The 22,321-nt window shown below is 59.3% G+C and carries 19 protein-coding genes; 16 read left to right on the top strand and 3 right to left on the bottom strand.

Features of this window, described 5'->3' with window-relative positions:
* Nucleotides 1-24 precede the first annotated feature (24 nt).
* The 16 genes from OKW26_RS18045 to OKW26_RS17970 all read left to right on the top strand — a co-directional run bounded on the left by OKW26_RS18045 (nucleotide 25) and on the right by OKW26_RS17970 (nucleotide 18,969).
* Nucleotides 25-996 carry a WD40/YVTN/BNR-like repeat-containing protein gene (locus OKW26_RS18045; RefSeq protein ID WP_246530358.1) on the top strand — a complete coding sequence of 324 codons (972 nt, stop codon included), beginning with the start codon at nucleotides 25-27 and terminating at the stop codon, nucleotides 994-996.
* 39 nt (nucleotides 997-1,035) lie between these two features.
* On the top strand, nucleotides 1,036-1,788 hold the full coding sequence (locus OKW26_RS18040) for a PAS domain-containing protein (RefSeq protein WP_429354615.1): 753 nt from the start codon (nucleotides 1,036-1,038) through the stop codon (nucleotides 1,786-1,788).
* An 83-nt stretch (nucleotides 1,789-1,871) separates the two neighbouring features.
* Entirely contained in the window at nucleotides 1,872-3,311 is a 1,440-nt protein-coding gene (locus tag OKW26_RS18035) for an NAD-dependent succinate-semialdehyde dehydrogenase (RefSeq protein ID WP_429354614.1), read from the top strand.
* Nucleotides 3,308-4,039, top strand: a complete 732-nt coding sequence (locus OKW26_RS18030; RefSeq protein WP_429354613.1) for an HAD-IA family hydrolase — start codon at nucleotides 3,308-3,310, stop codon at nucleotides 4,037-4,039. The genes OKW26_RS18035 and OKW26_RS18030 overlap by 4 nt, the downstream gene beginning before the upstream one ends.
* A 5-nt stretch (nucleotides 4,040-4,044) precedes the next feature.
* Entirely contained in the window at nucleotides 4,045-5,403 is a 1,359-nt protein-coding gene (locus OKW26_RS18025; RefSeq protein ID WP_429355251.1) for an aminotransferase class III-fold pyridoxal phosphate-dependent enzyme, read from the top strand.
* Nucleotides 5,400-6,803 carry a transaminase gene (locus OKW26_RS18020; RefSeq protein WP_187638451.1) on the top strand — a complete coding sequence of 468 codons (1,404 nt, stop codon included), beginning with the start codon at nucleotides 5,400-5,402 and terminating at the stop codon, nucleotides 6,801-6,803. The genes OKW26_RS18025 and OKW26_RS18020 overlap by 4 nt, the downstream gene beginning before the upstream one ends.
* Complete coding sequence (locus tag OKW26_RS18015) at nucleotides 6,800-7,621, top strand: SDR family oxidoreductase (protein WP_429354612.1); 822 nt, start codon at nucleotides 6,800-6,802, stop codon at nucleotides 7,619-7,621. Before OKW26_RS18020 ends, OKW26_RS18015 begins: the two co-directional genes overlap by 4 nt.
* The gene (locus OKW26_RS18010; RefSeq protein WP_429354611.1) at nucleotides 7,618-8,877 is read left to right on the top strand and encodes a Tm-1-like ATP-binding domain-containing protein; all 1,260 of its coding nucleotides are present in this window, start codon (nucleotides 7,618-7,620) and stop codon (nucleotides 8,875-8,877) included. The genes OKW26_RS18015 and OKW26_RS18010 overlap by 4 nt, the downstream gene beginning before the upstream one ends.
* 2 nt (nucleotides 8,878-8,879) lie before the next feature.
* The gene (locus tag OKW26_RS18005) at nucleotides 8,880-9,662 is read left to right on the top strand and encodes an SDR family NAD(P)-dependent oxidoreductase (protein ID WP_429354610.1); all 783 of its coding nucleotides are present in this window, start codon (nucleotides 8,880-8,882) and stop codon (nucleotides 9,660-9,662) included.
* 34 nt (nucleotides 9,663-9,696) lie between these two features.
* Complete coding sequence (locus OKW26_RS18000; RefSeq protein ID WP_429354609.1) at nucleotides 9,697-12,165, top strand: GcvT family protein; 2,469 nt, start codon at nucleotides 9,697-9,699, stop codon at nucleotides 12,163-12,165.
* 17 nt (nucleotides 12,166-12,182) lie between these two features.
* Entirely contained in the window at nucleotides 12,183-14,222 is a 2,040-nt protein-coding gene (locus OKW26_RS17995; RefSeq protein ID WP_429354608.1) for an FAD-dependent oxidoreductase, read from the top strand.
* A 45-nt stretch (nucleotides 14,223-14,267) separates the two neighbouring features.
* Nucleotides 14,268-15,143, top strand: a complete 876-nt coding sequence (gene purU / locus OKW26_RS17990; RefSeq protein ID WP_429354607.1) for a formyltetrahydrofolate deformylase — start codon at nucleotides 14,268-14,270, stop codon at nucleotides 15,141-15,143.
* A gap of 33 nt (nucleotides 15,144-15,176) precedes the next feature.
* Nucleotides 15,177-16,067: a bifunctional methylenetetrahydrofolate dehydrogenase/methenyltetrahydrofolate cyclohydrolase FolD gene (gene folD / locus OKW26_RS17985; protein ID WP_429354606.1), complete on the top strand. Its 891-nt coding sequence runs from the start codon at nucleotides 15,177-15,179 to the stop codon at nucleotides 16,065-16,067.
* Between the two features lie 54 nt (nucleotides 16,068-16,121).
* Complete coding sequence (locus OKW26_RS17980; protein WP_429354605.1) at nucleotides 16,122-16,871, top strand: electron transfer flavoprotein subunit beta/FixA family protein; 750 nt, start codon at nucleotides 16,122-16,124, stop codon at nucleotides 16,869-16,871.
* Between the two features lie 14 nt (nucleotides 16,872-16,885).
* A complete protein-coding gene (locus tag OKW26_RS17975) occupies nucleotides 16,886-17,833 on the top strand; it encodes an electron transfer flavoprotein subunit alpha/FixB family protein (protein ID WP_429354604.1) in 948 nt (315 codons plus the stop codon).
* A 14-nt stretch (nucleotides 17,834-17,847) separates the two neighbouring features.
* Nucleotides 17,848-18,969: an aminomethyltransferase family protein gene (locus tag OKW26_RS17970; RefSeq protein WP_429354603.1), complete on the top strand. Its 1,122-nt coding sequence runs from the start codon at nucleotides 17,848-17,850 to the stop codon at nucleotides 18,967-18,969.
* A gap of 321 nt (nucleotides 18,970-19,290) precedes the next feature.
* Here OKW26_RS17970 and OKW26_RS17965 read toward each other — a convergent pair whose 3' ends face one another.
* The 3 genes from OKW26_RS17965 to OKW26_RS17955 all read right to left on the bottom strand — a co-directional run bounded on the left by OKW26_RS17965 (nucleotide 19,291) and on the right by OKW26_RS17955 (nucleotide 22,284).
* Entirely contained in the window at nucleotides 19,291-19,773 is a 483-nt protein-coding gene (locus tag OKW26_RS17965; RefSeq protein ID WP_429354602.1) for a hypothetical protein, read from the bottom strand.
* Nucleotides 19,774-19,877: 104 nt separating this feature from the next.
* Nucleotides 19,878-20,417 (bottom strand): TetR/AcrR family transcriptional regulator, encoded by a 540-nt coding sequence (locus OKW26_RS17960; protein ID WP_429354601.1) that lies wholly within the window; start codon nucleotides 20,415-20,417, stop codon nucleotides 19,878-19,880.
* A 646-nt stretch (nucleotides 20,418-21,063) separates the two neighbouring features.
* A complete protein-coding gene (locus OKW26_RS17955; protein WP_429354600.1) occupies nucleotides 21,064-22,284 on the bottom strand; it encodes an aromatic ring-hydroxylating oxygenase subunit alpha in 1,221 nt (406 codons plus the stop codon).
* Nucleotides 22,285-22,321: the final 37 nt, after the last annotated feature.

Below are 22,321 nucleotides of genomic sequence, written 5' to 3'. Positions count from 1 at the left end.
CGCATGTGTTAGGAAGGGCGCATCATGGGAATGAAACAAAAGGGTATCGCGATGTGGTTGTGCATTGCTGTCTGCGGCGCTGCACAGACAGCCTACGCCGCGCCGACTGAGATACAGGTTACGCCAGCACGTGTCTGGCGCGACGCAACCCACCACATGTTGCTCGACGCCGCCCGTGCTGGTTCGCGCATTGTTGCCGTCGGAGCGCACGGAATCGTGCTGCTGTCAGACGATAATGGCAGAACATACATCCAGGCGCGTTCGGTGCCCGCTACGTCGACGCTTACTGGCGTGTACTTTGCCGATGCCTCTCACGGCTGGGCGGTGGGTCAGCAGGGCGTTATCCTTGCTTCCGAAGACGGCGGCGAGACGTGGAGGTTGCAACGGTCAGACGCATCCACGGATCAGCCGCTATTTTCGGTGTATTTTGCCGACCGTCTCCACGGGTGGGCGGTGGGCTTGTGGTCACTGATGCTCCAGACCGAGGATGGAGGCGTGCACTGGACTACGGTGAAGTTGCCGCCGCCTCCCGGCGCGAGCAAAGCCGATCGAAATCTGTTCCGGATCTTCGCAGGCGGCAACGGGACATTGTATGTTGCAGCGGAGCAAGGTCTCGTGCTCCGCTCAAGGGATTACGGCGCAACCTGGGAATACCGTCAGACTGGTGGCAAGGGCAGCCTCTGGGCCGGTACAGTCGCATCGGGCGGCACGGTATTCGTTGGCGGGCTGCTCGGTCATCTGTACGTGAGCCGGGACGATGGAGACACGTGGAGCGCAGTCGACTCAGGGACGACTAGTTCGATCACCGATCTGGTTGCGAACGGCGAGAATTTCTATGGCGTCGGACTCGACGGTCTGCTGATCGAGGGCAGTGCAAAGGCGCAGCGATTGACGACAAAACACCGGCAAGATCGCGAGGCGCTCACAGCCGTCGTGCTCCTGCGCGCGTCGGCGCCGGCACTTTTCTCGAAAGACGGAGTCCTGACGAGTAATTGACTCCGGCACGACCGCTGCTCAGGTCCCGTCGAGCGCGCGATGCGCTCGACGCCAGACGATTGCCATGGGAAACATCAATTGAGACAGGGCGGCACCTTATTTTCCGCTTCCAGCAGCAATGCGCGGAACGGAATACCCGGACGGGAGCTTGAACTCGCCATCATGCAAAGCATCGCGGCGAGAATGAATGGTTTCCTGTATCGGTGTATGAATGACGACGAATATACGATTGTGTACGCGACGCCGGGTATTCATGCCCTTACCGGGTATCCGGCATCCGATTTCGTCGGCAACGCCGTGCGGACGCTGCCTTCGCTGACGGAACCGGAAGATGAGCCATACGTTTTGCAAACGGTGACCTCCGCATTGCGCCACAGGCAGACGTGGACCGTTGACTACCGCATCAGGAGGGCGGACCGGCAATCGGTATGGGTACGAGAAGTAGGTGGTGGCGTGTTCGACGATAGCGGAAAACTCCTGTTCATCGAAGGACTGGTCATAGAGGTACAAGGCGAGCGGGCGGCACAGATGGCCGCCGAGAAGCGCCTGGTGGCACTGACGGTATCCACGAACGCGATTCTTTCCGATGTGGACGACATTCTGAAAACAATACGGGCGCTGTCTATTCTCTCTTTCAATGCACGCGTCGAGGCCGCTCGCGCCGGAGAAAGCGGACGCGGGTTTGCTGTGGTGGCAGCGGAAATCAAAAAGCTGGCGGACGATTCGGACAAGCTGATCAAGCGCGTTTCAGCGAGTGTGAAGACCGTGCGTGAGGTAATGAGCAGAACCTGACCAGCAAAATCCACCCAAAGGTTGATTGTTGGGTAGCCAGGCGAGACAGAAAATGTTTCTAACAACTTTTTACGGCTCGCACCATGTCATACCCAAAACTCAGGCTGTTCATTGATGGCCAGTGGATAGATAAGACTGACGAAGGCGCTGTCCCGGTCGTCAATCCGGCAGATGGCGAAGTGCTCGGTCATCTCCCCATCGCTGGCCGCCGCGAGCTCGAACGAGCCGCTGATGCCGCGAGAAGAAGCTTTAGCCGCTGGGCAAGCATGCTGCCGCTCGAGCGGTTCCGGATCATCTCCACGGCGACGGCCCTGATGCGTGAGCGCTCCAGGGAAATAGCACATATTCTCACGCTCGAGCAGGGCAAACCGCTGGCTGAAGCGGTCCGCGAGGTGACGCTCTCGGCAGACATCATCGAATTCCTCGCCGAGGAAGCCAAACGATTGCCCATACGCGGTGTGCCCGCGCGGATTTCGAACGTGTTGAGCCAGACAGTCACGCGCGTTCCGGTCGGCCCCGTCGCGGCATTCACGCCATGGAATTTTCCCGCAAACCTCCCTTCCCGCAAGCTGGGTGGCGCACTCGCGGCCGGCTGCAGTGTGGTCATCAAGCCCGCCGAGGAGACGCCTGCAACTTGCATGGCGATCGTGGAGTGCCTTGTCGATGCGGGCATGCCGGAGGGCGTCGTCAACCTGGTAGCTGGCGACCCGGCATTCATTTCATCGTCGCTCATCTCAAGCCCACAGATCGCGAAGATCTCGTTCACGGGCTCTGTCCGTGTCGGCAGATTGCTCGGTGAGCAGGCGGCAAGACATGTCAAGCGCTACACGGCTGAACTGGGTGGCCACGCTCCGGTGATTGTCTGCAAGGATTACGAGGGTGCCAAGGCTGCCCGGCTCGCAGTGCCTGCAAAATTCCGCAACGCGGGTCAGGTATGCGCGTCGCCTATCCGGTTCATTGTTCATCGCGCGCAGTACGAAGCATTCCGCGATGAATTCGTGAAGGGGGCCTTGTCGCTGAAGATCGGATCGGGTTTTGAAGAAGGCGTTCAGTTCGGTCCGCTAATCGAGAGCCGGCGCGTGCAGGAAATGCAGGCGTTCGTTGACGATGCGGCCACCCGCGGCGCGACGATAGCCTGTGGCGGGAAACGGGTGAATCGCTCCGGTTACTTCTTTGAGCCTACCGTGATTGAGCATGCGTCCCTGGACTCCCGCGTCCAGAACGAAGAGCCGTTCGGTCCCATCGCGGTACTGGACGTGTTTGACGATCTTGATGACGCGATATCACGCGCAAACCGGCTTCCGGTTGGTCTGGCTGCCTATGCGTTCACCGGTAGCCTTGATTTTGCGCATCGGCTATCCAGCGACCTCCAGGCGGGAATGGTTGGCATCAACCACTTCGGCGTTTCGCAGCCGGAGACGCCCTTCGGCGGCGTCAAGGAGAGCGGACTCGGCCACGAGAGCGGCCTCGAGGGATTACTTGGCTACACGGACCTTAAACTCATTTCGGTTGCGCAATCGTGAACGACCTCCCAAGCATCACACCAGACGATTCGGCCGATCAGCGTCGCGCACGGTTTCCGCAAAAGATCCCCACGGCGTTGCTCCTGGACTTCGGTAGTGTCATCAGCGTTTCGGTATTTGAGCGCCATCGAGAGACAGAGCGCACGCTCGGCTTGCCTGCCGGAACGCTCACGTGGCTCGGGCCGGTCGATCCATCCACTGACTCGCTGTGGCAATCCATGCAGCGCGATGACATCAGCGAAAGGGATTACTGGGCGATCCGCGCACGGGAGATCGGTGCCGCAATTGGAGAGCCTGACTGGACAGTACGCGGAATGCTGACCAGGACCCGGCAGACTGACCCGGATGCGGTGGTGCGGCCGGGCATGGTCAGGCTGATCCGGCGTGCGAGAGCGAACGGCGTCGTGATCGGGATTCTTTCGAATGAACTCGAGCTCTTTTACGGACCGGAGTTTCTGGCGCAAATGTCGGTTCTCAAAGACATGGTTGCGATCGTCGATGCGACGCATACCGGCATCCTGAAGCCGGACCGCCGCGCATATCAGATGGCGGTCGATTCACTCAAGACGAATCCGGACGAAGTCCTCTTCGTAGACGACCAGATGAGGAACATCGTCGGTGCCGTGAAAGCAGGGTTGCAGGTTCAGTACTTCGACTTGCGGGACGTAAAAGGAAACATCGCCGCGATTACCGCGCGGCTCAATTTACCGGTGGAGGAACTGGCATGACGAGGATGACGCTTAATGAGCTCAAGGCCGCAAATGCGAAGTACTTGTGGCACCCAATGGCCCATCCGCAGGCAATGATCGACACACCACCTGACATCATTACCCGGGGCGAAGGAAGCTGGGTTTGGGATGCAGATGGCCACAAGCTACTCGATGGAGTCGCGGGGCTGTGGAGTGTCAACCTGGGGTTCGGCCGGACAGAGATCCGCGATGCAATCGTCGCTCAGCTCGACGAACTGGCGTACTACAACACGTTCCGTGGCACGTCGCATCCCCGGGCAATCGAGCTGTCGGCACGTATCGTCGGGATGATGAAAGACGATGGCGTGGCATCGGTCTTCTTCAGCAACGGCGGTTCCGATGCGGTGGAGGGCGCGCTGAAGCTCGCACGTCAGTATTGGAAGCTAAAAGGACAAGGTGATCGCACGAAGTTCATTTCGCTTAAGCAGGGCTATCACGGCGTGCATTTCGGCGGGATGAGCGTCAACGGAAACGCAAATTTTCGACGTCCGTACGAGCCGCTCCTGCCGGGCTGCTTTCACATCGACACGCCTTGGGTGTATCGCAACCCCTATACCGACGATCCGATCAAACTTGGTGAGATCTGTGCGCAGTTGCTTGAGCGCGAGTTCCAGTTCCAGGGACCGGACACGGTGGCCGCATTCATTGCGGAGCCGGTGCAGGGCGCGGGCGGGGTAATCGTTCCTCCGCCGAACTATTGGCCGCTGGTGCGGGAAATCTGTGACAGCTATGGCGTGCTTCTCATCGCCGACGAGGTGGTCACGGGCTTCGGCCGCACCGGCCAGCTGTTCGGTACACGCCTTTGGAACGTCAAGGCCGACATGTGGTGCCTCGCTAAAGGCATTTCGTCCGGTTACGTCCCGTTGGGGGCCACAGCGATCTCTCGCAAGGTCGCGGATGTGTTCATGTCCGGGGACGCGTCGGGCGCCGCCATTTCGCACGGCTACACGTACAGCGGCCATCCCGTCGCAGCAGCAGCTGCACTCGCCGCGCTGGAGATTGTGGAGCGCGAGAACGTGGCGGCAAATGCGGCAACGCAGGGCCAATATCTGATGGAGCGACTGACAGACCTTGGTCGAAAGTCCCGGTTGATCGGCGATGTCAGAGGGGCCGGTCTCATGGTCTGTCTGGAGATGGTGGCGGACAAGAAAACCAAGGCTGCGTTCGGTCGCGGGGCTAAGGAAGTGTCACGGGTGGCGCGGGAAGCATACGTGCGCGGCGCGATGGTCCGCACTTCGGGATCCAACATCATCTTGTCCCCGGCGCTAACGATAAACAAGGAAGAGGTCGATTTCCTGTGTGATGTCCTCGAGGGCGCCTTCAAGGCCGTGGAGGAACAGTGACGATTCGCCTTAGCTCACGGCGAGTCCGTGAAGCCCTCGAGCGCGAGCAGGAAGAGTTCGCGCGGCTGCATCCACTTTCGAGACAGCTGTTCGAAGAAGGTCATCGTCACTACCTTTACGGAGCTCCTTCGCACTGGTTTCGTCGCTGGGCCGGCAAGTTTCCTGTGTTTGCGAAAGAAGCATCCGGGGCGGAGCTACGCTGCGTCGACGGTATGCGCTACGTTGACTTCTGTCTGGGAGACACAGGCGCCATGTGCGGCCACGGACCGCGCGCCGTGGCGAAGGCCGCGTCCGAGCAGCTCGACCGCGGTGCGACGCTCATGCTGCCGACCGAGGATGCTTCGTGGGTCGGGGAGGAGTTGACGTGGCGGTTTGGCCTGCCGTATTGGGGATTTACGACCTCGGCCAGTGATGCGAATCGCGCGGCGATTCGCATGGCACGGATGATCACCGGTCGCGAAAAAGTACTGGTTTTTAACGGATGCTATCACGGGTCGGTTGAAGAGGCGCACGTTGCGCTGGACGCCGCGGGCACGATGGTCATGCGCAATGGTATCCACCCGAACGCTGTGGATCATGAACGCGTCTCGGTCGTGGTCGAATTCAACGACATTGAGGCGCTCGAAGAAAAGCTCGCGACAAAAGACGTTGCATGTGTATTGACCGAGCCATTCATGACGAACTACGGAATGGTCGCACCCGCGCCGGGATTCCACCAGGCGTTGCGTGAAGCGACCCGTCGCCATGGCACGCTTCTGCTGATCGACGAAACCCACACGTTTTCCAGCGGGCCTGGCGGTTATTCCCAACTCCATGGGCTCGAGCCAGACATGCTTGTCCTTGGTAAAGCAGTGGGAGGTGGCATTCCGGTTGGGCTTTATGGTGTCAACGCAGAGGTCGCGCGCCGGATGTGGAACGCGGTGCCCAAGGTGGATCCGACAAAGGTGCGTCAAAGCGCACATCTTGGTTTCGGTGGCACGCTGGCGGGCAGTGCCCTGCAGGTGGCGGCCGTGCGTGCCGTGCTTGCGGAGGTGCTGACTCCAGCGGCATTCGCCCACATGGTCGGCCTCGCTGAAAGTCTGGCCGCGCGCATGAGGCAGGTACTCGGCGAATTCGCGCTGCCGTGGTACGTGGAGCAATTGGGGGCACGCGTCGAGACCATGTTTGCGCCGGCGCCCCCGATGAATGCTGCCGACGTAAACGCTGGGCGCGACGGAGATCTCGAAGCCCTGCTGCACGTGTATTTCCTTAACCGTGGAGTGCTGATCACGCCATTCCACTGCATGCTCCTGATGTGCCCTGCCTCCGCGACAGCTGACGCCGACAGGTACGTCGAGGTTCTCAAGGAATTCTGCAAATTCGTTGTCACGGAGTGCAGCGAGAGCGAGGTGCGTGCATGAATCACTTTCGACTGACCGGGCGCGTCGCCCTGGTTACCGGTGCACGGCCAGGAATCGGTGGGGCGATCGCTCATGCACTGGGAAGCGCCGGCGCAGAGGTGGTGCTGGCCAATCGCACGCTCTCTGCTGCGCAGGCGGTGTCGCACGAGCTCGAAGCGGAAGGCATCCCCGCTCACGTCGTTCCCTTCAGCGTCGATCGCGCCGGGATTCGGGAAATGATCGATCAGGCACTGTCCGCGACCGGCGGCCGGCTGGACGTGGTTTGCCACAACGCAGGCGGGTGTCAGTGGCTCGGCCTCGACGCTTTGGATGAGCCTGTCCTGGACGAAACCCTCGCGCTTAATCTGACGAGCGGCTTCTGGCTCCTTCAGGCTGCCCTTCCTGCGCTTCGGCGCAGCGAGGCAGGGCGTTTTATCGTCACCTCATCGATCACCGGGCCACGGGTGGCAATGGTTGGTGCCTCCCACTACGCTGCGGCCAAAGCGGGCGTGAATGGCTTTATCAAGGCCGCGGCGCTGGAACTGGCAAGCAGTGGCATCACGGTAAATGGTGTCGAACCGGGGCTGGTGGCGAAGGATCGGGGCCGCCTGAGCCGACCGGAGGCTCTGGCGCGGCTCACCCGTTACATCCCCCTGGGGCGCCCGGGGGCGCCCGAAGACATTGCGTCCGCTGTGCTGTTCCTGGCCAGTCGGGAGGCTGGTTGGATTACCGGACAGACGATCGTGATCGACGGCGGCACTACGCTGCCCGAGTCGGGGTACGCAATGGAGGAGCTTTGGACTTCCTCGCACAAGGTATCTCCAGGAGGGCAGAAATGAAACCGGGATTGAATATCCTGATTATCGGCACTGCTGACACAAAGGCCGACGAGCTCCAGTTCATGAAGCAGTGCATCGAGCGCGAAGGTGCTCGTGCCGCCATCATGGACGTGGGTGTGCTCGGTACCCCTGCCTTCGACCCCGAAATCTCCAATGCCAGGGTCGCCGCAGCCGCCGGGATGGCATTGAAAGATGTAGCAACTCTGGGCGACGAAAATGCTGCAATGACCAAAATGGCCGAGGGGGCTGTGCGGCTCACTCTTGACCTCTACGCGAAAGGGAAGGTCCAGGGTGTGCTGGCCCTCGGCGGCACGATGGGCACAGATCTCGCCCTGGACGTCACAGCTTCGCTGCCGCTCGGCATGCCGAAGTTCATCGTGACTACAGTTGCCTATTCACATCTTGTCCCTCCGGATCGGCTGGCCCCCGACGTCATGATGATTCTCTGGGCCGGCGGCCTCTATGGCCTCAATTCAATCTGCAAGGCCACCCTCAGCCAGGCGGCGGGGGCCGTTCTCGGCGCGTGCAGCACGGTGGTGACGTCGAAATCCGCGCGGCCCCGCGTTGCTGTCGGGGGGCTGGGCAAATCCTGCCTTAGCTACATGGTGGAGCTTACGCCGCAGCTGGAAAAACGCGGCTACGAGCCCGTCGTCTTCCACTGCACAGGCATGGGCGGCCGTGCGATGGAATCGCTGATCGAGCAGGGCACATTCGTCGCAGTCTTCGATTTCGCGTTGTGTGAGCTCAGCAATGTCCTGCGCGGATCCGTCGTCAACGCCGGGACTTCGAGGCTGGAGACGGCGGGCAGACTCGGCGTCCCGCAAATTATCGCGCCCGGTGCCAGCGACATGGTGGACGTGCAGACGTGGGCACCGTTGCCCGAGGCCTATAAGGGCCGCCCATACCACGCTCACAACCGCCTGATCGCATCGGTCACGACTACGCACGAGGAGCGTCGTGAGCTCGCAGGCTTCGTCGCGAAAAAAGTGAACTCGGCGAAGGGGCCAACCGCGTTCCTGCTGCCGCTGAAAGGCATCCACGCGTGGGATGCCCCTGGCGAGGCGCTGCATGATCCGGAAGGCCATCAAGTGTTCATCGACGAGTACAGGAAGCTGATCAAGCTCCCTGTCGATCTTCGCGTGCTCGACATGCATATCAACGACTCTTCCTTCGTACAAGAGGCACTCGGCATTTTCGACCACTGGGTTGAAACTGGTTTGATTCAGTCGGGCGTTCCGACGACTACAGGAGTTTGAGGATGTCTCGTTTCAAGGACAAGACGGTGCTCGTCACGGGTGCAGCCTCCGGGATTGGTCTTGAGCTCGTATGTCAGCTACAGCGGGAAGGCGCGAATGTCATCGCTGCGGACATTGGGTTCGATGGAAAGCTACCGCTCAAAGCTCAACTCAATCTGGACGAGGTGTTGCTCGACGTTCGCGGTGACGAAGACGTTCAACGCGTCGTGAGCATGGCAATCGATCGTTGGGGTCAAATCGACGTCCTGGTCAACGCAGCGGGCGTGATGGTGGCAGACGATGTCGAGGAGATCCGCGACGAGACATGGAACACCATCCTCGATGTCAACCTCACCGGCACTATGCGCATGTGCCGCGCAGTGTTGCCTCACATGCGTCGCCGCAGGCGAGGTTCGATCGTCAACGTCTCATCGGTCGCCGCCTTCAATGCGTCGGCGGGCATGGCGTCTTATGCCGCCAGCAAGTCGGGCCTCGTTGCGCTGACGCGGGCCCTGGCGAACCGCTATGGCGCCGACGGCGTTCGCGCAAACTGCGTTTGCCCGGGATGGGTGCGCACGCGTATGAGCGAGGCCGAAATGGCAGAGTTTGCCGAGACGAATGGAACGACAGTCGAACAGGAGTTTGGGCGGGTGGCTCAGCGCATCGCGCTCGGCCGTGTGGCTGTTCCATCGGAAATAGCGACGTGCATCGCATTCCTCGCTTCCGACGACGCATCCTTTGTGACAGGCGCAGCCCTGGTGGCCGACGGTGGAGCGCGTACCGCAGCCCTCTCTCGTTTGCACTAGTGCGACCGGATTCAAGATACCGAAGGTGTTTACTATGACTCAATCTCTGCCTGAACGTGCCCGTGTCGTCGTGATCGGCGGCGGCATCATCGGCGCTTCAACCCTTTATCACCTGGCTCACAAGGGCATTTCCGACGCTGTGCTGCTAGAGCGGGACCGGTTTGCCAGCGGTACCACCTGGCATGCTGCGGGTATCGTTGGTCAGTTGCGTGACTCGAAGGCGCAAACGGAGCTTGCACAGTACACGACGCGTCTGTTCCAGTCTCTGGAAGAGGAAACCGGACAGGCCACGGGTTATAAGGAAAACGGGTCGATGACCGTTGCGCTCACGCCCCAACGTCTGGAACTGATTCGTCGCAATGTTTCAGCTGCCAAGCGGATGGGCGTGCCTTGTCTCTACCTCACCCCGGAGGAGATCAAGGAGCGGTGGCCGCTGCTGCGAGCGGACGACTTGCTGGGCGGCCAGTTCGTGCCTTCAAACGGTCAGGTGAACCCGCTCGACGTCACGGCCGCGCTCATCAAGGGCGCAAAGCAGAAAGGCGCGAAGGCCTTCGAGAACACGCCTGTGGTTGACGTCGTTGTCAAGGACGGGAAGGTCCAGGCGGTCAAGACTGCGCATGGCGATATTGCCTGCGAACGGGTGCTTCTGGCCGGCGGTATGTGGACGCACGCGTTCGCGAAGAGGCTCGGCATTTCCGTGCCCCTGCACGCGGCTGAGCACTATTACATCGTGACCGAAGCGTTGCCTGGGCTTGCGCGTACGACGCCGGTGCTCACGGTCGCCGACGAACGTGCCTACTACAAGGAAGACGCCGGCAAACTGCTCGTAGGCTTCTTTGAAGCAACGGGAAATGCGTGGCCGAAGCGGGGAATGGAGATTCCGTCGAGCTTCTCATTTTCGGAACTCCCGCCGGACATGGACCATATGGAGCCACAGCTCCTGTCAGCATTCGATCGAGTGCCGGTGCTGCAGAATACCGGAATCCAGTTATTCTTTTGCGGTCCCGAGAGCTTCACACCCGACGGCCGTGCCTACATGGGCCCGAGCGCCGAGGTCGGCGGTGTGTACGTGGCCGCCGGGTTCAACTCGAACGGCATCCTGTCATCTGGCGGTGCAGGAAAGGTGATGGCGGACTGGCTGGTCGACGGTCTGCCGCCCGTCAGCATGGGTGCGCTGCACGCGCAGCGAGCGTTGCCGTTCCAGGCCAACGACCGCTACTTGCGCGAACGGGTGGCAGAGTCGCTCGGCATGCACATGACGCTGCACTGGCCCGGCCACCATGTACATACCGCGCGAGGGGTGCGCCACTTCCCGCTTCACGACCGACTCATTGCCGCCGGCGCAGTAATGGGCGAGCGAATCGGCTGGGAGTTTCCGCTGTATTTTGACGAGCCCGGCGCACAGTTGCCCGACGAGCCCAGCCTCAAGCGACAGGCGTGGTTCCCGATGGTGGAGCGCGAATGCCTGGCCGCCCGCGATGCGGCACTGCTCGTCGATCAGAGCTGCTATGGCAAGCTGCTCGTCAAGGGACGCGATTCGCTGAAGGCGCTGGAACACGGGTCCGCCAACCGTATTGACGTACCGGTGGGGCAGTCCGTCTATACGCATTGGCTGAACGACCGGGGCGGCATCGAGGCCGACATCACCATCACGCGCCTCGCCGAGCAAGAGTTTCTTGTTGTCACGGGGCACCCAAGCCAGGTCCGCGACCGCTGCTGGTTCGAAGCTCATGTGGACGCTTCGTGGAACGTTCAGATCCACGACGTCACGACAGCGTATGCGATGTTCTCGTTGAGCGGTCCGCGCTCCCGCGAGATCCTACAGCAGGTAACCGACGCCGATGTCTCCAATGCGGCATTCGCTTTCGGACAGGCGAGGTTAATGGACGTCGGACTGGCCCGCTGCTGGGTGTTGCGCCGTAGCTTCCTTGGAGAGCTGGGATACGAGTTCTATCCGACGAACGATGTCGCGAGGCACGTTTTCGGCGAACTAGTGAGCGCGGGCGAGTCGCGTGGCATGCGCCTTGGAGGGTTTCTGGCAATGAACCATTGTCGCCTCGAGAAGGGCTTTGTGCATTTCGGCCACGACATCGGCGAAGACGATACACCGCTGGAAGCGGGTCTGAGGTTCGCAGTCGCGTGGGACAAGGATGTGAACTTCATCGGGCGCAATGCGCTGGAACGCCAGCGTGACGCCGGGCCTCTCGAAGTGCGGCTGGTGAACCTCAAGGTGCGCGAAGCGAACCTTGACGATGGCCCGTATCTGTACCGTAACGAGCCTGTCTGGAAGGGCGACGAGCTGGTGGGCTATGTAACGTCCGGAGCGTGGGGTTTCCGGCTCAGCGGTTCGTTTGGCATGGCGTCCGTCAAACGTAAGGGCGGGGTCACCGCCGAGTGGCTGCGCGAGGGTGGATTCGAGGCGGAGGTAGCCGGCGTCCGTCATCCGGTAGATCTACAGTTTAGCGGCTACTACGACCCGAAAAGCGAGCGCATGCGCGGCTGACCCCTGAGGAACTCGAGATGGATGAACGATACAACGTGCTGTTTGAACCGGTGAAGATCGGCCCTGTCACGGCGAAAAACCGATTCTTTGCCGTCGCTCATAGCGCCGGAATGGGCTTTGCACAGCCCCATGCAACCGCGGCGCTTCGCGCGATGAAGGCGGAGGGCGGCTGGGCAGTTGTGTGTACCGGAGTCTGCGAGATCGATGAGACGTCGGACATGATGGGCCATCAGAACGATCGTCTTTGGGACGATCACGACGTCGCCTGTCATCGCCTGGCAACCGATGAAATCCACAAGCATGGCTCCCTCGCTGCAGTCGAACTGGCCCATCTCGGTCTCGGTGCCCGAAACCTGTACAGCCGTGTACCTGCATTGGGTCCGGGCAGTCTGAAATGTACCTCGTCATATGTGCCGACGCAGTCCATGCCCATGACAATTGCGGACATCCAGGCGTTTCGCGCCGCACATCGCCGCGCCGTCGGGCGAGCGGTGGCGGCTGGTTACGACATTGTCTATGTCTACGCCGCACACGACCGAGCACTCCCCCTCCATTTTCTGTCGGCCCGCTACAACAAACGCACGGACGAATATGGCGGCTCATTGGAGAACCGCATGCGTCTCTTGAAGGAGCTGATCGAAGATACGGTCGACGAAGTGAGGGGGCGTTGTGCCGTGGCGGTCCGCTTCGCGGTGCATGACTTCACTGGAGCGATATCCGCCAAGGAAGAAGGACGCGCGGTGATCGAGGCGCTCGGCGAGTTGCCGGATCTATGGGACGTGAATGTCAGTCCGTGGTCGTTCGACTCATCAACTGCCCGTTTCGCCGAAGAGGGCTTTCAGGACGAGTACATCGGCTTTGTTAAGGCGCTCACATCGAAGCCAGTGGTAGGCGTTGGCCGCTTTACGTCTCCTGATGCGATGGTGTCTCGCATCAGGCGCGGGCTCGTCGACTTCGTGGGTGCTGCTCGCCCCTCGATTGCCGATCCGTTCATTCCTGAAAAGGTGCGAACCGGGCGAATTGAAGAGATTCGCGAGTGCATTGGTTGTAATGTATGTGCGTCAACGGAAATGTACGGTGTGCCGATTCGCTGCACGCAGAACGCCACCATCGGCGAAGAGTGGCGCAAGGCCTGGCATCCGGAGCGGACGTCCAAGTTGCACGGTCAGCAAAGCGCGCTGATCGTAGGCGCTGGTCCTGCGGGACTTGAGGCAGCACTGACTCTGGCCCAACGGGGCGTAGAGGTGTCGATCGTTGATCGCGAGAGTCATCTCGGCGGACGGATCGAATGGGAGTCGAAGCTCCCTGGGGCGCAGACACTCGCACGGGTGCGCGATTATCGCATCTATCAGCTGGAGCGCATGAGCAATGTACAGATCTACCGGCACTCGCCGGTTGGTGTTGACGACATTCTGCAATTCGGCGCCCAGCGCATTGTGCTCGCGACGGGATCCCACTGGAGGACGGATGGCGTGGGGCCGGCGACACCGAATGGAATTACAGGGCTGGAGCATGTTCATATCCTGTCACCCGAAGCAGTTGTCGGCGGTGCTGCAATTGCGGGACCGGTTGTGGTGTACGACGACGATCACTATTACGTAGGGCATGCGGTTGCTGAGTGGTTGCGCGCCAAGGGCTATGACGTCACGCTTGTCACGCCTCTGGCCGATGTCTCCCAATGGTCGTACTACACGCTCGAGCTCAGGCGGATCGAGGAGCGTCTGGAGGATGCTGGAATTAGTTGTGTCACGAAGACGAAGGTCAAGGCGGGGCGTTCCGGCGCCTTACTCCTCGCCAGCGGAAGGAAGGAATCGAGCATTGCATGCGGCACATTCGTGCCCGTGACACTGCGCACCCCAGACCGAATGCTGATGGACGAACTGGCGGCTCGGCGCAGCGAATGGCAGAACGCGGGCGTCGAGTCTGTCGCCCTGATAGGGGACGCAATGGCGCCGGGAACGGTTGCCGCGGCGGTCTACGCGGGAGCGGCCTATGCCAGGGAGCTCGGAGAAGCGCGCCGCAGCGAGTCTTTTCTACGTGAGCGCGCGGTTCTTTAGCGCACGATACGGCACGATCCAGTTCTTGAACCTGTTGAGATAGACATGACATATACGACCAAGCTTCCAAACACCTACACACTGCGCGTGACGTGTCCGGCCACCACGGGGATCGTTGCTGCGATCAGTGGTTTCCTCGCCGAACATAACTATTACATTAACGAAATGTCGCAGTACGACGACGAGGAAGCGCAGCGCTTCTTCCTTCGCTGTGTTTTTCAGGTGAACGGTGAGATCACGGACGATGACCGTGACATGCTGGTTGGTTTCGAAATGCTGGCGGATCGCTTCACCATGGAGTGGTCGGTTCGGCGAACCGATCGTGCCCGGAGGGTCCTGTTGATGGTTTCCAAGTTTGATCACTGCCTTCGTGACCTGCTATACCGTTGGGAGGCAGGTGAGCTGAATATGGAAGTGGCCGCAATCGTATCGAATCACGAAACCCTCAAGCCGATCGCGGACAGGTACGGCCTGAGGTTCTTCTACATGCCCATAACGCCGGAGACGAAGTCGAAACAGGAAAATGCGCTGCGGGCGGTCATTTACGAAAAGAAGGTTGATCTGATCGTCCTGGCTCGCTACATGCAGATTCTGAGCGACGATATTGCCCGCGAATTGCATGGGAATTGCATCAATATTCATCATTCGTTCTTGCCCAGCTTCAAAGGCGGGTCGCCATATGCGCAGGCGCACAAACGCGGTGTCAAGCTGATCGGCGCCACGTCGCATTACGTCACCGGCGAGCTGGATGAAGGTCCAATCATCGAGCAGGACATTCGTCGCGTTGACCATCGCTACTCCGTCGCGGAGATGCAGGCGATGGGCCGGGACGTGGAATGTCAGGTGCTCTCCAGGGCATTGAAGATGCACCTGGAAGACCGTGTCTTCCTCGACGACAACAAGACGATCGTCTTCTCCTAAACACGATTTGGCCTCTAGCTATTGAGACGCGATATGTCCGCAAAAGTGATTGACGGCAAAGCCCTTTCCCGGACGATCCGGGAAAAGCTCGCTGGGCTCGTCGAAAAATTGAAACAGCAACACCAGATAACCCCTGGCCTTGCCGTCGTTCTGGTCGGGGACGATCCAGCCAGCGAGATTTATGTGCGCAACAAAGCCCGGCAGACCGTCGAGGTCGGCATGCAATCGTTCGAGCATAAATTGTTGCCGACTGTCAGCCAGAAAGAACTCCTTGACCTGATTGCAAGGCTCAACGCCGACCCGGCGGTGCACGGAATCCTGGTGCAGCTACCGCTGCCCGGTCACATCTCCGACAAGCAGGTGATCGAGAGCATTGCTCCCGCGAAAGACGTCGACGGATTTCATCCCGAGAATGTCGGGCGGATCGCGAGCGGAGAGGGCGGGATTGTTCCTTGCACCCCGATGGGTTCGATGATGCTGATACGTCACGCGCTGGGTGACATTGCCGGGATGAACGCCGTGGTTGTCGGTCGATCGAACATCGTAGGGAAGCCGATGGCGCAGTTGCTGTTGGCGCAGAACTGCACGGTTACGGTCGCACACTCCCGTACTCGGGATATTCCCGCGCTGGCGAGAACAGCGGACATCCTGGTGGCGGCCGTTGGGCGTCCTGAAATGATCAAGGGGGACTGGGTGAAACCTGGCGCCTGTGTCATCGACGTCGGGATCAACCGTGTTTTGAACATTGGCGGCGAGGGATACAGAGTTGTGGGTGATGTCGACTATCGCGAGGTGGCAGAAGTGGCCGCCTGCATCACACCGGTTCCCGGTGGCGTCGGACCGATGACAATCGCCTGCCTTCTCGCGAACACCTATCTGGCGACCTTGGCGATCCACGGCATCTCATCGGACGCAACTTTCTGAGAGCGAGCCCGTACACGATCGGGCATCTGGAATAAACAGTTATGGGATGGAACTATGAAGGTGATGGTCGCGGTCAAGCGAGTCTCGGACTCGAATGTCAAGGTACGAGTCCGTTCCGATGGACTTGGCGTTGACGTTAGCAACATCAAAATGTCGATGAACCCGTTCGACGAAATCGCGGTCGAAGGAGCGGTACGCCTGAAGGAAGCCGGCGTGGCGACCGAAGTGATCGCTGTGTCCGCGGGTGTCCTGCAGTCACAGGAGACCCTGCGCACGGCACTGGCGATCGGCGCGGACCGCGCGATCCTGATCGAATCAAATGAAGACCTGCAGCCGTTAGCGGTCGCAAAGCTGCTCAAGGCGCTGGTAAACAAGGAACAGCCTTCGTTGGTGATTTTAGGCAAGCAGGCGATCGACGACGATTCGAATCAGACTGGCCAGATGCTCGCCGCGCTGGCTAATCTGCCGCAAGCGACGTTTGCGTCGAAGGTTGTCGTGACAGACGGTAAAGCTACTGTGTCGCGCGAGGTGGACGGCGGCACGGAAACGTTGTCGCTGACGCTGCCGGCCGTGGTCACAACCGATCTGCGCCTGAACGAGCCGCGTTATGTCACGCTGCCCAACATCATGAAGGCAAAGAAGAAGCCGCTGCAAATCGTGAAGCCGGAAGACCTCGGAGTTGATATCACGCCGCGCCTGAAGACGCTGAAAGTGGTCGAGCCGCCGAAACGCGGCGCCGGTGTAAAGGTGCACGACGTGAAGACGCTGGTCGAGAAGCTGAAGACCGAAGCCAAGGTGCTGTAAGGGAGCGAAGGCAAATGACGATTCTGGTAATTGCGGAACACGATAGCGCGACGGTGAAGGCCGGGACGCTGAACACGATGGGGGCTGCCGCATTGATCTCCACTTTCCTCGACAAGGAAATTCACGTGCTGGTGGCCGGTCACAACGCGCAGGGCGCGGCCGACGCGGCTGCGAAGATCGCCGGCGTTTCGAAGGTGCTGCTCGCCGACGCGCTGCAACTGGAAGCTGGTCTTGCGGAAAACGTCGAAGCGACGGTGCTGAACATCGCAAAGAATTACACGCACATCCTCGCGCCCGCGACTGCTTACGGCAAGAACATCACGCCGCGTATCGCAGCCAAACTCGACGTCGCGCAGATCAGCGACATCACCGCAGTGGATTCTGCGGACACGTTCGAGCGCCCGATCTACGCGGGCAACGCGATCGCGACGGTGCAGTCTCAAGATTCGATCAAGGTCGTCACGGTGCGCATGACCGGTTTCGACGCGGTGGCAGCCGAGGGCGGCAGCGCTGCAATCGAGAAGATCCAAGCCGCGGCAGACAGTGGCATCTCGCGGTTCGTAAGCCGTGAAGTGACAAAGCTGGACCGCCCGGAACTGACCTCCGCGAAAATCATCGTCTCGGGTGGCCGGGGGCTGGGGGATGGCGAAAACTATACGAAGGTTCTCGAGCCGCTTGCGGACAAGCTGAACGCAGCGCTCGGCGCCTCGCGCGCGGCAGTCGATGCGGGCTTCGTGCCGAACGACTACCAGGTCGGCCAGACCGGCAAGATCGTCGCGCCGCAACTGTATGTGGCGGTCGGCATCTCGGGTGCGATTCAGCATCTGGCCGGGATGAAGGACTCGAAAGTCATCGTCGCGATCAACAAGGACCCGGAAGCGCCGATCTTCAGCGTCGCCGATTACGGACTGGTGGGGGATCTTTTTGAATTGACACCAGCGCTAGTAAATGAGCTTGGCTAACCCGCGGAGTAAAAATGCTTAAACACACACCGTATTATCACAAGTTGGTTGCGGCTGGAGCGAAGCTGCAGGATCGTGGCGGATTCGCCACGCCGAATTTCTTCTCGTCCGTCGCGGACGAGAACACGGCCGTGCGCGAGCGGGTCGGCATGTTCGATGTCTACTATCAGGTTGGCGTGGAGGTAAAAGGCAAGGATGCAGAGAAATTGCTGGAGAGAGCACTGGTCAATGACGTCAGGCGGATGCGCGACGGCGGCGTGATATACAGCTCCGTTTGCAATGAGAAGGGTGGGATCGTTGATGACTTGACCTGCTTCCGGTTTGACGGCAACAAGTTTTGGCTCTCGCCGACTCCGTCAAGGGTTTACGCAGTCGTCGAGGCGGTCAGCCGACTCATCGGTTCATTAAGTGTGACGGTAACTAACCTTGGTTACTCAAACGCCTATCTTTCGATACAGGGGCCCAACTCCCGCGAATTGTTGTCTGAGTTGACCGACGCCGACGTTTCGCGCGACGCGCTCAAGTACTTTTCGTTTAAGACGGGCAGTGTCGCTCAGGTGCCGGAGGCAATGATTTCGCGTACCGGGTACTCGGGCGAACTCGGCTACGAGCTTTTCTTCCCGGTCGAATACGCCGAGCATGTTTGGGATGCGGTCGCGGATGCAGGCACGAAATTTGACATCAGGCCCTGTGGGATGAAAACGATGCGTTCGCTGCGCATCGAGAAGTCGTATTTGCTGTATGGCCTTGATATCAATGAGAACACCGACCCCCTGTCAGCCGGATTGGGCTGGACGGTCAGGTTTGACGACCGGGATTTTGTCGGACGCTCCTCGCTCGATCTGTTAGCCTCGACGGGTGTCTCAAGTCAGCTGCGGTTGATCGACACAGGGTCGATCAATCCAATCCTACACGGTGAAAAGGTATTCCACAACGGAGAGGAGGTTGCGGTGGTGACCTCGGGTGATCCCGGTTTTCATCTCGGGAAGACCTTTGCTTTTGCATACCTTCCGACCGCGCTCGCAGTGGAAGGCACCGAGGTGGAGATCGGTCTTGCGGACGAAAGCGGGAAGGTCGCTGGCACCGTTTTGTCTCAGGCACCATATGATCCGATGCGGAGCCGGTTGACGTCGTGAGTTAGTGCGGTCCACAGTGCGAACTCAGAAAGTGTCCGTCTGACCACTCGCGATAAACTAGTTCAATTTATTTGAGCATTTGGTCTGTGCGGAACAACCAACGATTCCAGGGCGCCGCCATTGACCGGAAGATTCGCGAGTACTGTTTAGCGCAGTCTGCTCCCCATATAAGAGGACATCCGATAGCGCTTCACCTATTGCACGTTAGTCGCACGCCATAGACGCGTGCACACGCTCCGAGGTCGTGTGCCGCGCCTTCGACCAGCATGCCTACACGGCATGGACTCGTATCCAGCGCAATCAGCGCGATGCGATACATATTCAGCGGCGCGTAGGCGCGAATCGCAGGTATGTCAGAAGCTGCTCCACTGATTTATGCCCAAGGCCCGCGAGTTCCATAGTACAAAATGATAATAAAGCGTCCTCATGAGCGACTGCTGCAGCGAGTGCGCACATGGCTGTCAGCGCCCCACGATGCGCGATTTCGTGATAGATATCCCGGTAATACAAAACGTCGCTTCGGAAACAGGATATGAGCTCGGACCATGGCTGCGTCTTTAAATGCGCAGCCTTGCGCCGGCCCTCTAAAATCGCCTCGCTGGGGTCGGGCAGATAAATCTGGTGTGCAGTCAGGCACGAGCGCAGGCGGGCTTTCGTCTCATTCTCGACCTGAAGGATGATCGCGAGTTTGTATCTTTCGTCGAGGTCTTCAGCTTGCGCCAACATGGTATTGAAGAAGGCCTCGCCCTCTACTTCTCCTTGATGTAGGAAAAGAAGGTCGGCAGCTTGTTGATTCGAAAGCACGGGTAACTCCGCTATGACTCGACGATATGGCCATCGTGCCGCAGAGTACCCCTGACAAAAAATCCGTCAATCGGCTGATTTTTCGATGAGTCCGTTTTGATGCGTCAATCGACCAGCATGAGCAGCCTGCTCACGAAAGCGCGCTTCCGGATTTTACTGAACCCGGAAACGCCGAGCGCGTCTGCGAGCCACAGGCCATCAGTTGCCATGCGAATGACATCGGCAGTTGCTCGGTCGATGCCATCGTTTTTTGCTCGATTGCTCCAACGAGAGAGGGCGTCTTCGTATAGCTTCCGGACAGACGCGTCTCGGCCGAAATAGGCGACGACGAGCGCCGCCGAAGCAAGACTTTCCGCCTCCGTTGTTGGGTCAGTTTCGAATGTCGCACGGACGTACGCCCTGAGCCACCCTCCCGGCGTCCTGTCTTGTTCCGCCATTCTATCAACCGCAGCCTCGAAGTTTGCGAATGCAAACTCAAGGAGTTCGTGAACGAGTTGGTCTTTTGTCTTGAAATGGTAGAGCAGTCCACCCTTGCTCATGTTTGCAGTCGCTGCTACCTCCTCGAGCGTCAGAGCCGCCGCTCCTCGCTGCAAGACAAGAGTTTCGGCTGCGCGCAGTATTGAGTCTCGATTGTTGGGTCGCATCTGGTGGTGTCCCGTTGATTGCCGCTCGGAAGTATGCCGAATGATTCGCGGGGGATTTATATCACAAAGGCTTTTCCACATGTTCAAATAGTCGAGTCGACTGCGAACTTAACGTGCTGACTAACGCTTAAGCTTGAAACATGGCGGGCGTCGATACCCTCACGGGGCTTTCCGGTTCGCCATGTGTGAGCCACGACGACTTCGTCCAGGGGCGAGGCAGGAGGAGCGATGTTACTTTCTGATGACAACAAAGGCTGGGTACAGTTCGTGGCCGTCATCGACCGTTCAACCCGCGCACGGTGGGCTGGCGATGCAGCCGAACATCATGGTTGAACCGGTCACGGAGGCACTGCGCCTGGCGTGCTTCCGTCGCCGTCCTGAGGCCGCGGTAATCGTGCATGGCAGTATGGTATTAGCTGGTTTCGGAACGCGCTGACGACTCGCAAGGTGTGTTCGTCCAGTCGTCGCTTCCATTTTTCTTCATCGCGTCCGCACCAAAGTGATGGTGCAGTTAGTCGGACAGCGATAAGCCGCGGCTTGCCAGACTGATTATGGAAGATTATGTCGACAGCGATGGCCGCCATCGACATTCGAGCGGTTAGCCTGTACAGCGTGATCAAGCTTCAGGGTACTCACGCGGAAAATTCTAGTCTTCTCTGAGAATGTGCTCGTGATACCAGGCGCCGAACTCGGCGATTTTGCTCTCCTGCGCCGAATAGGGGCCTGGAGAGTAGGTTTGTGACTGGATTCCGGACTGATTGTTCTCGGTAATTGTCTTATCTTCAAGTATTGTTGTTTGCCACACGGCTTTGATCCGTTCGAGATCGTAGTCGGGACCTTCCTGGGCGTCGCTGGAGACCATCCATAAAACTTCGACGTCCGTTGAAAGTGGGCCTTTCGGATTAAAGCGAAATGCGATGGCGTGATCGCTGTTTGCGAGCACCACACTGATCGGGTTGAATATGCAGCCAGTCTGGGCCCCATCATATTCAGCATCCGAGATGATCAGAGGCGCGACTGGTTTTCCATCGAGCGACTCGGTCAAGTTGCCTCTGCCTATGGGGAGCCGCCCGGCCGACTGGAGGAATGGGGTGGAGGGGCCGTCAGCGAACATATCTGGCTGCCGTCCGGTCTGCTTTTCCGCTAACTCCCAAAGTGCGAAAGTCTTCATGTATTCGTCTGCCAGTCCATTGGACGATCCCGGGCCCGCGCCGAAAGCTAACATCTTCATGTCGTCGTGCACGGAGCAGTAAGTCGCGTGCGCTGGTTTGCAGTGGTAGCACTCGAAGAAATTCTCGACCACAAGTTTCCAGTTTGCCGCTGTTGGAAAGACCCGGCGCGCGGCGACCTTTGTTTGTTCAAGGTTATACCGAGCAAGCATAGGTTTAAACCGAGAAACAAACTGTTCAAACGACGGAGGCGAATCTTTTGACAGGTTGAGGAAGACAAATCCCTTGAAGATGCCAACGGCACAAGGGTTCAATCCGTGTTCCGCCATTGGAAAATCCGGCGGCATGAAACGCGCGGACTTAAGATTCCCTGCGAGATCGTAGCTCCACGCATGATAGGGGCACGTCAGCGACCTAACAGTTCCTTCTTTTTCGAGGCAAATTTTGGAGCCGCGATGACGACAGACGTTGAAGTGGGCACGTACAGATCCCTGCCGGTCACGGAGAACAATAATGCTTTCGCCGCCGAACTCGACCGTAAAATAGCTACCAGGCTCAGGGATTCTGCTTTCGTGGTCCACAAGGAGCCATTGAGTGCGTCCTAAGGACTGGACATCGTTTTTGAAAATCCCATCGTCACAATACATGTGTTGGGGTAGCGAGTATCCAGAGCGCCATTCGTCCGCAATCGCAGTCATTTCATTATCCGACATAATTCGCTTATCGTTTAGGGTG

It is taken from the genome of Paraburkholderia sp. 32 (assembly GCF_050435345.1).
In the GTDB taxonomy this organism is placed as follows: Bacteria; Pseudomonadota; Gammaproteobacteria; order Burkholderiales; family Burkholderiaceae; genus Paraburkholderia; species Paraburkholderia tuberum.
The sequence above is the reverse complement of the archived record's forward strand: the minus strand, read 5'-3'. Positions and strand labels throughout refer to the sequence as shown.

What these genes read in the sequence shown, in the direction of transcription:
- OKW26_RS18045 (WP_246530358.1), top strand. Translation starts at nt 25, where the DNA reads ATGGGAATGAAACAAAAGGGTATCGCGATGTGGTTGTGCATTGCTGTC.
- OKW26_RS18040 (WP_429354615.1), top strand. Translation starts at nt 1,036, where the DNA reads ATGCGCTCGACGCCAGACGATTGCCATGGGAAACATCAATTGAGACAG.
- OKW26_RS18035 (WP_429354614.1), top strand. Translation starts at nt 1,872, where the DNA reads ATGTCATACCCAAAACTCAGGCTGTTCATTGATGGCCAGTGGATAGAT.
- OKW26_RS18025 (WP_429355251.1), top strand. Translation starts at nt 4,045, where the DNA reads ATGACGCTTAATGAGCTCAAGGCCGCAAATGCGAAGTACTTGTGGCAC.
- OKW26_RS18015 (WP_429354612.1), top strand. Translation starts at nt 6,800, where the DNA reads ATGAATCACTTTCGACTGACCGGGCGCGTCGCCCTGGTTACCGGTGCA.
- OKW26_RS18010 (WP_429354611.1), top strand. Translation starts at nt 7,618, where the DNA reads ATGAAACCGGGATTGAATATCCTGATTATCGGCACTGCTGACACAAAG.
- OKW26_RS18005 (WP_429354610.1), top strand. Translation starts at nt 8,880, where the DNA reads ATGTCTCGTTTCAAGGACAAGACGGTGCTCGTCACGGGTGCAGCCTCC.
- OKW26_RS18000 (WP_429354609.1), top strand. Translation starts at nt 9,697, where the DNA reads ATGACTCAATCTCTGCCTGAACGTGCCCGTGTCGTCGTGATCGGCGGC.
- OKW26_RS17995 (WP_429354608.1), top strand. Translation starts at nt 12,183, where the DNA reads ATGGATGAACGATACAACGTGCTGTTTGAACCGGTGAAGATCGGCCCT.
- purU (WP_429354607.1), top strand. Translation starts at nt 14,268, where the DNA reads ATGACATATACGACCAAGCTTCCAAACACCTACACACTGCGCGTGACG.
- folD (WP_429354606.1), top strand. Translation starts at nt 15,177, where the DNA reads ATGTCCGCAAAAGTGATTGACGGCAAAGCCCTTTCCCGGACGATCCGG.
- OKW26_RS17980 (WP_429354605.1), top strand. Translation starts at nt 16,122, where the DNA reads ATGAAGGTGATGGTCGCGGTCAAGCGAGTCTCGGACTCGAATGTCAAG.
- OKW26_RS17975 (WP_429354604.1), top strand. Translation starts at nt 16,886, where the DNA reads ATGACGATTCTGGTAATTGCGGAACACGATAGCGCGACGGTGAAGGCC.
- OKW26_RS17970 (WP_429354603.1), top strand. Translation starts at nt 17,848, where the DNA reads ATGCTTAAACACACACCGTATTATCACAAGTTGGTTGCGGCTGGAGCG.
- OKW26_RS17960 (WP_429354601.1), bottom strand. Translation starts at nt 20,417, where the DNA reads ATGCGACCCAACAATCGAGACTCAATACTGCGCGCAGCCGAAACTCTT.
- OKW26_RS17955 (WP_429354600.1), bottom strand. Translation starts at nt 22,284, where the DNA reads ATGACTGCGATTGCGGACGAATGGCGCTCTGGATACTCGCTACCCCAA.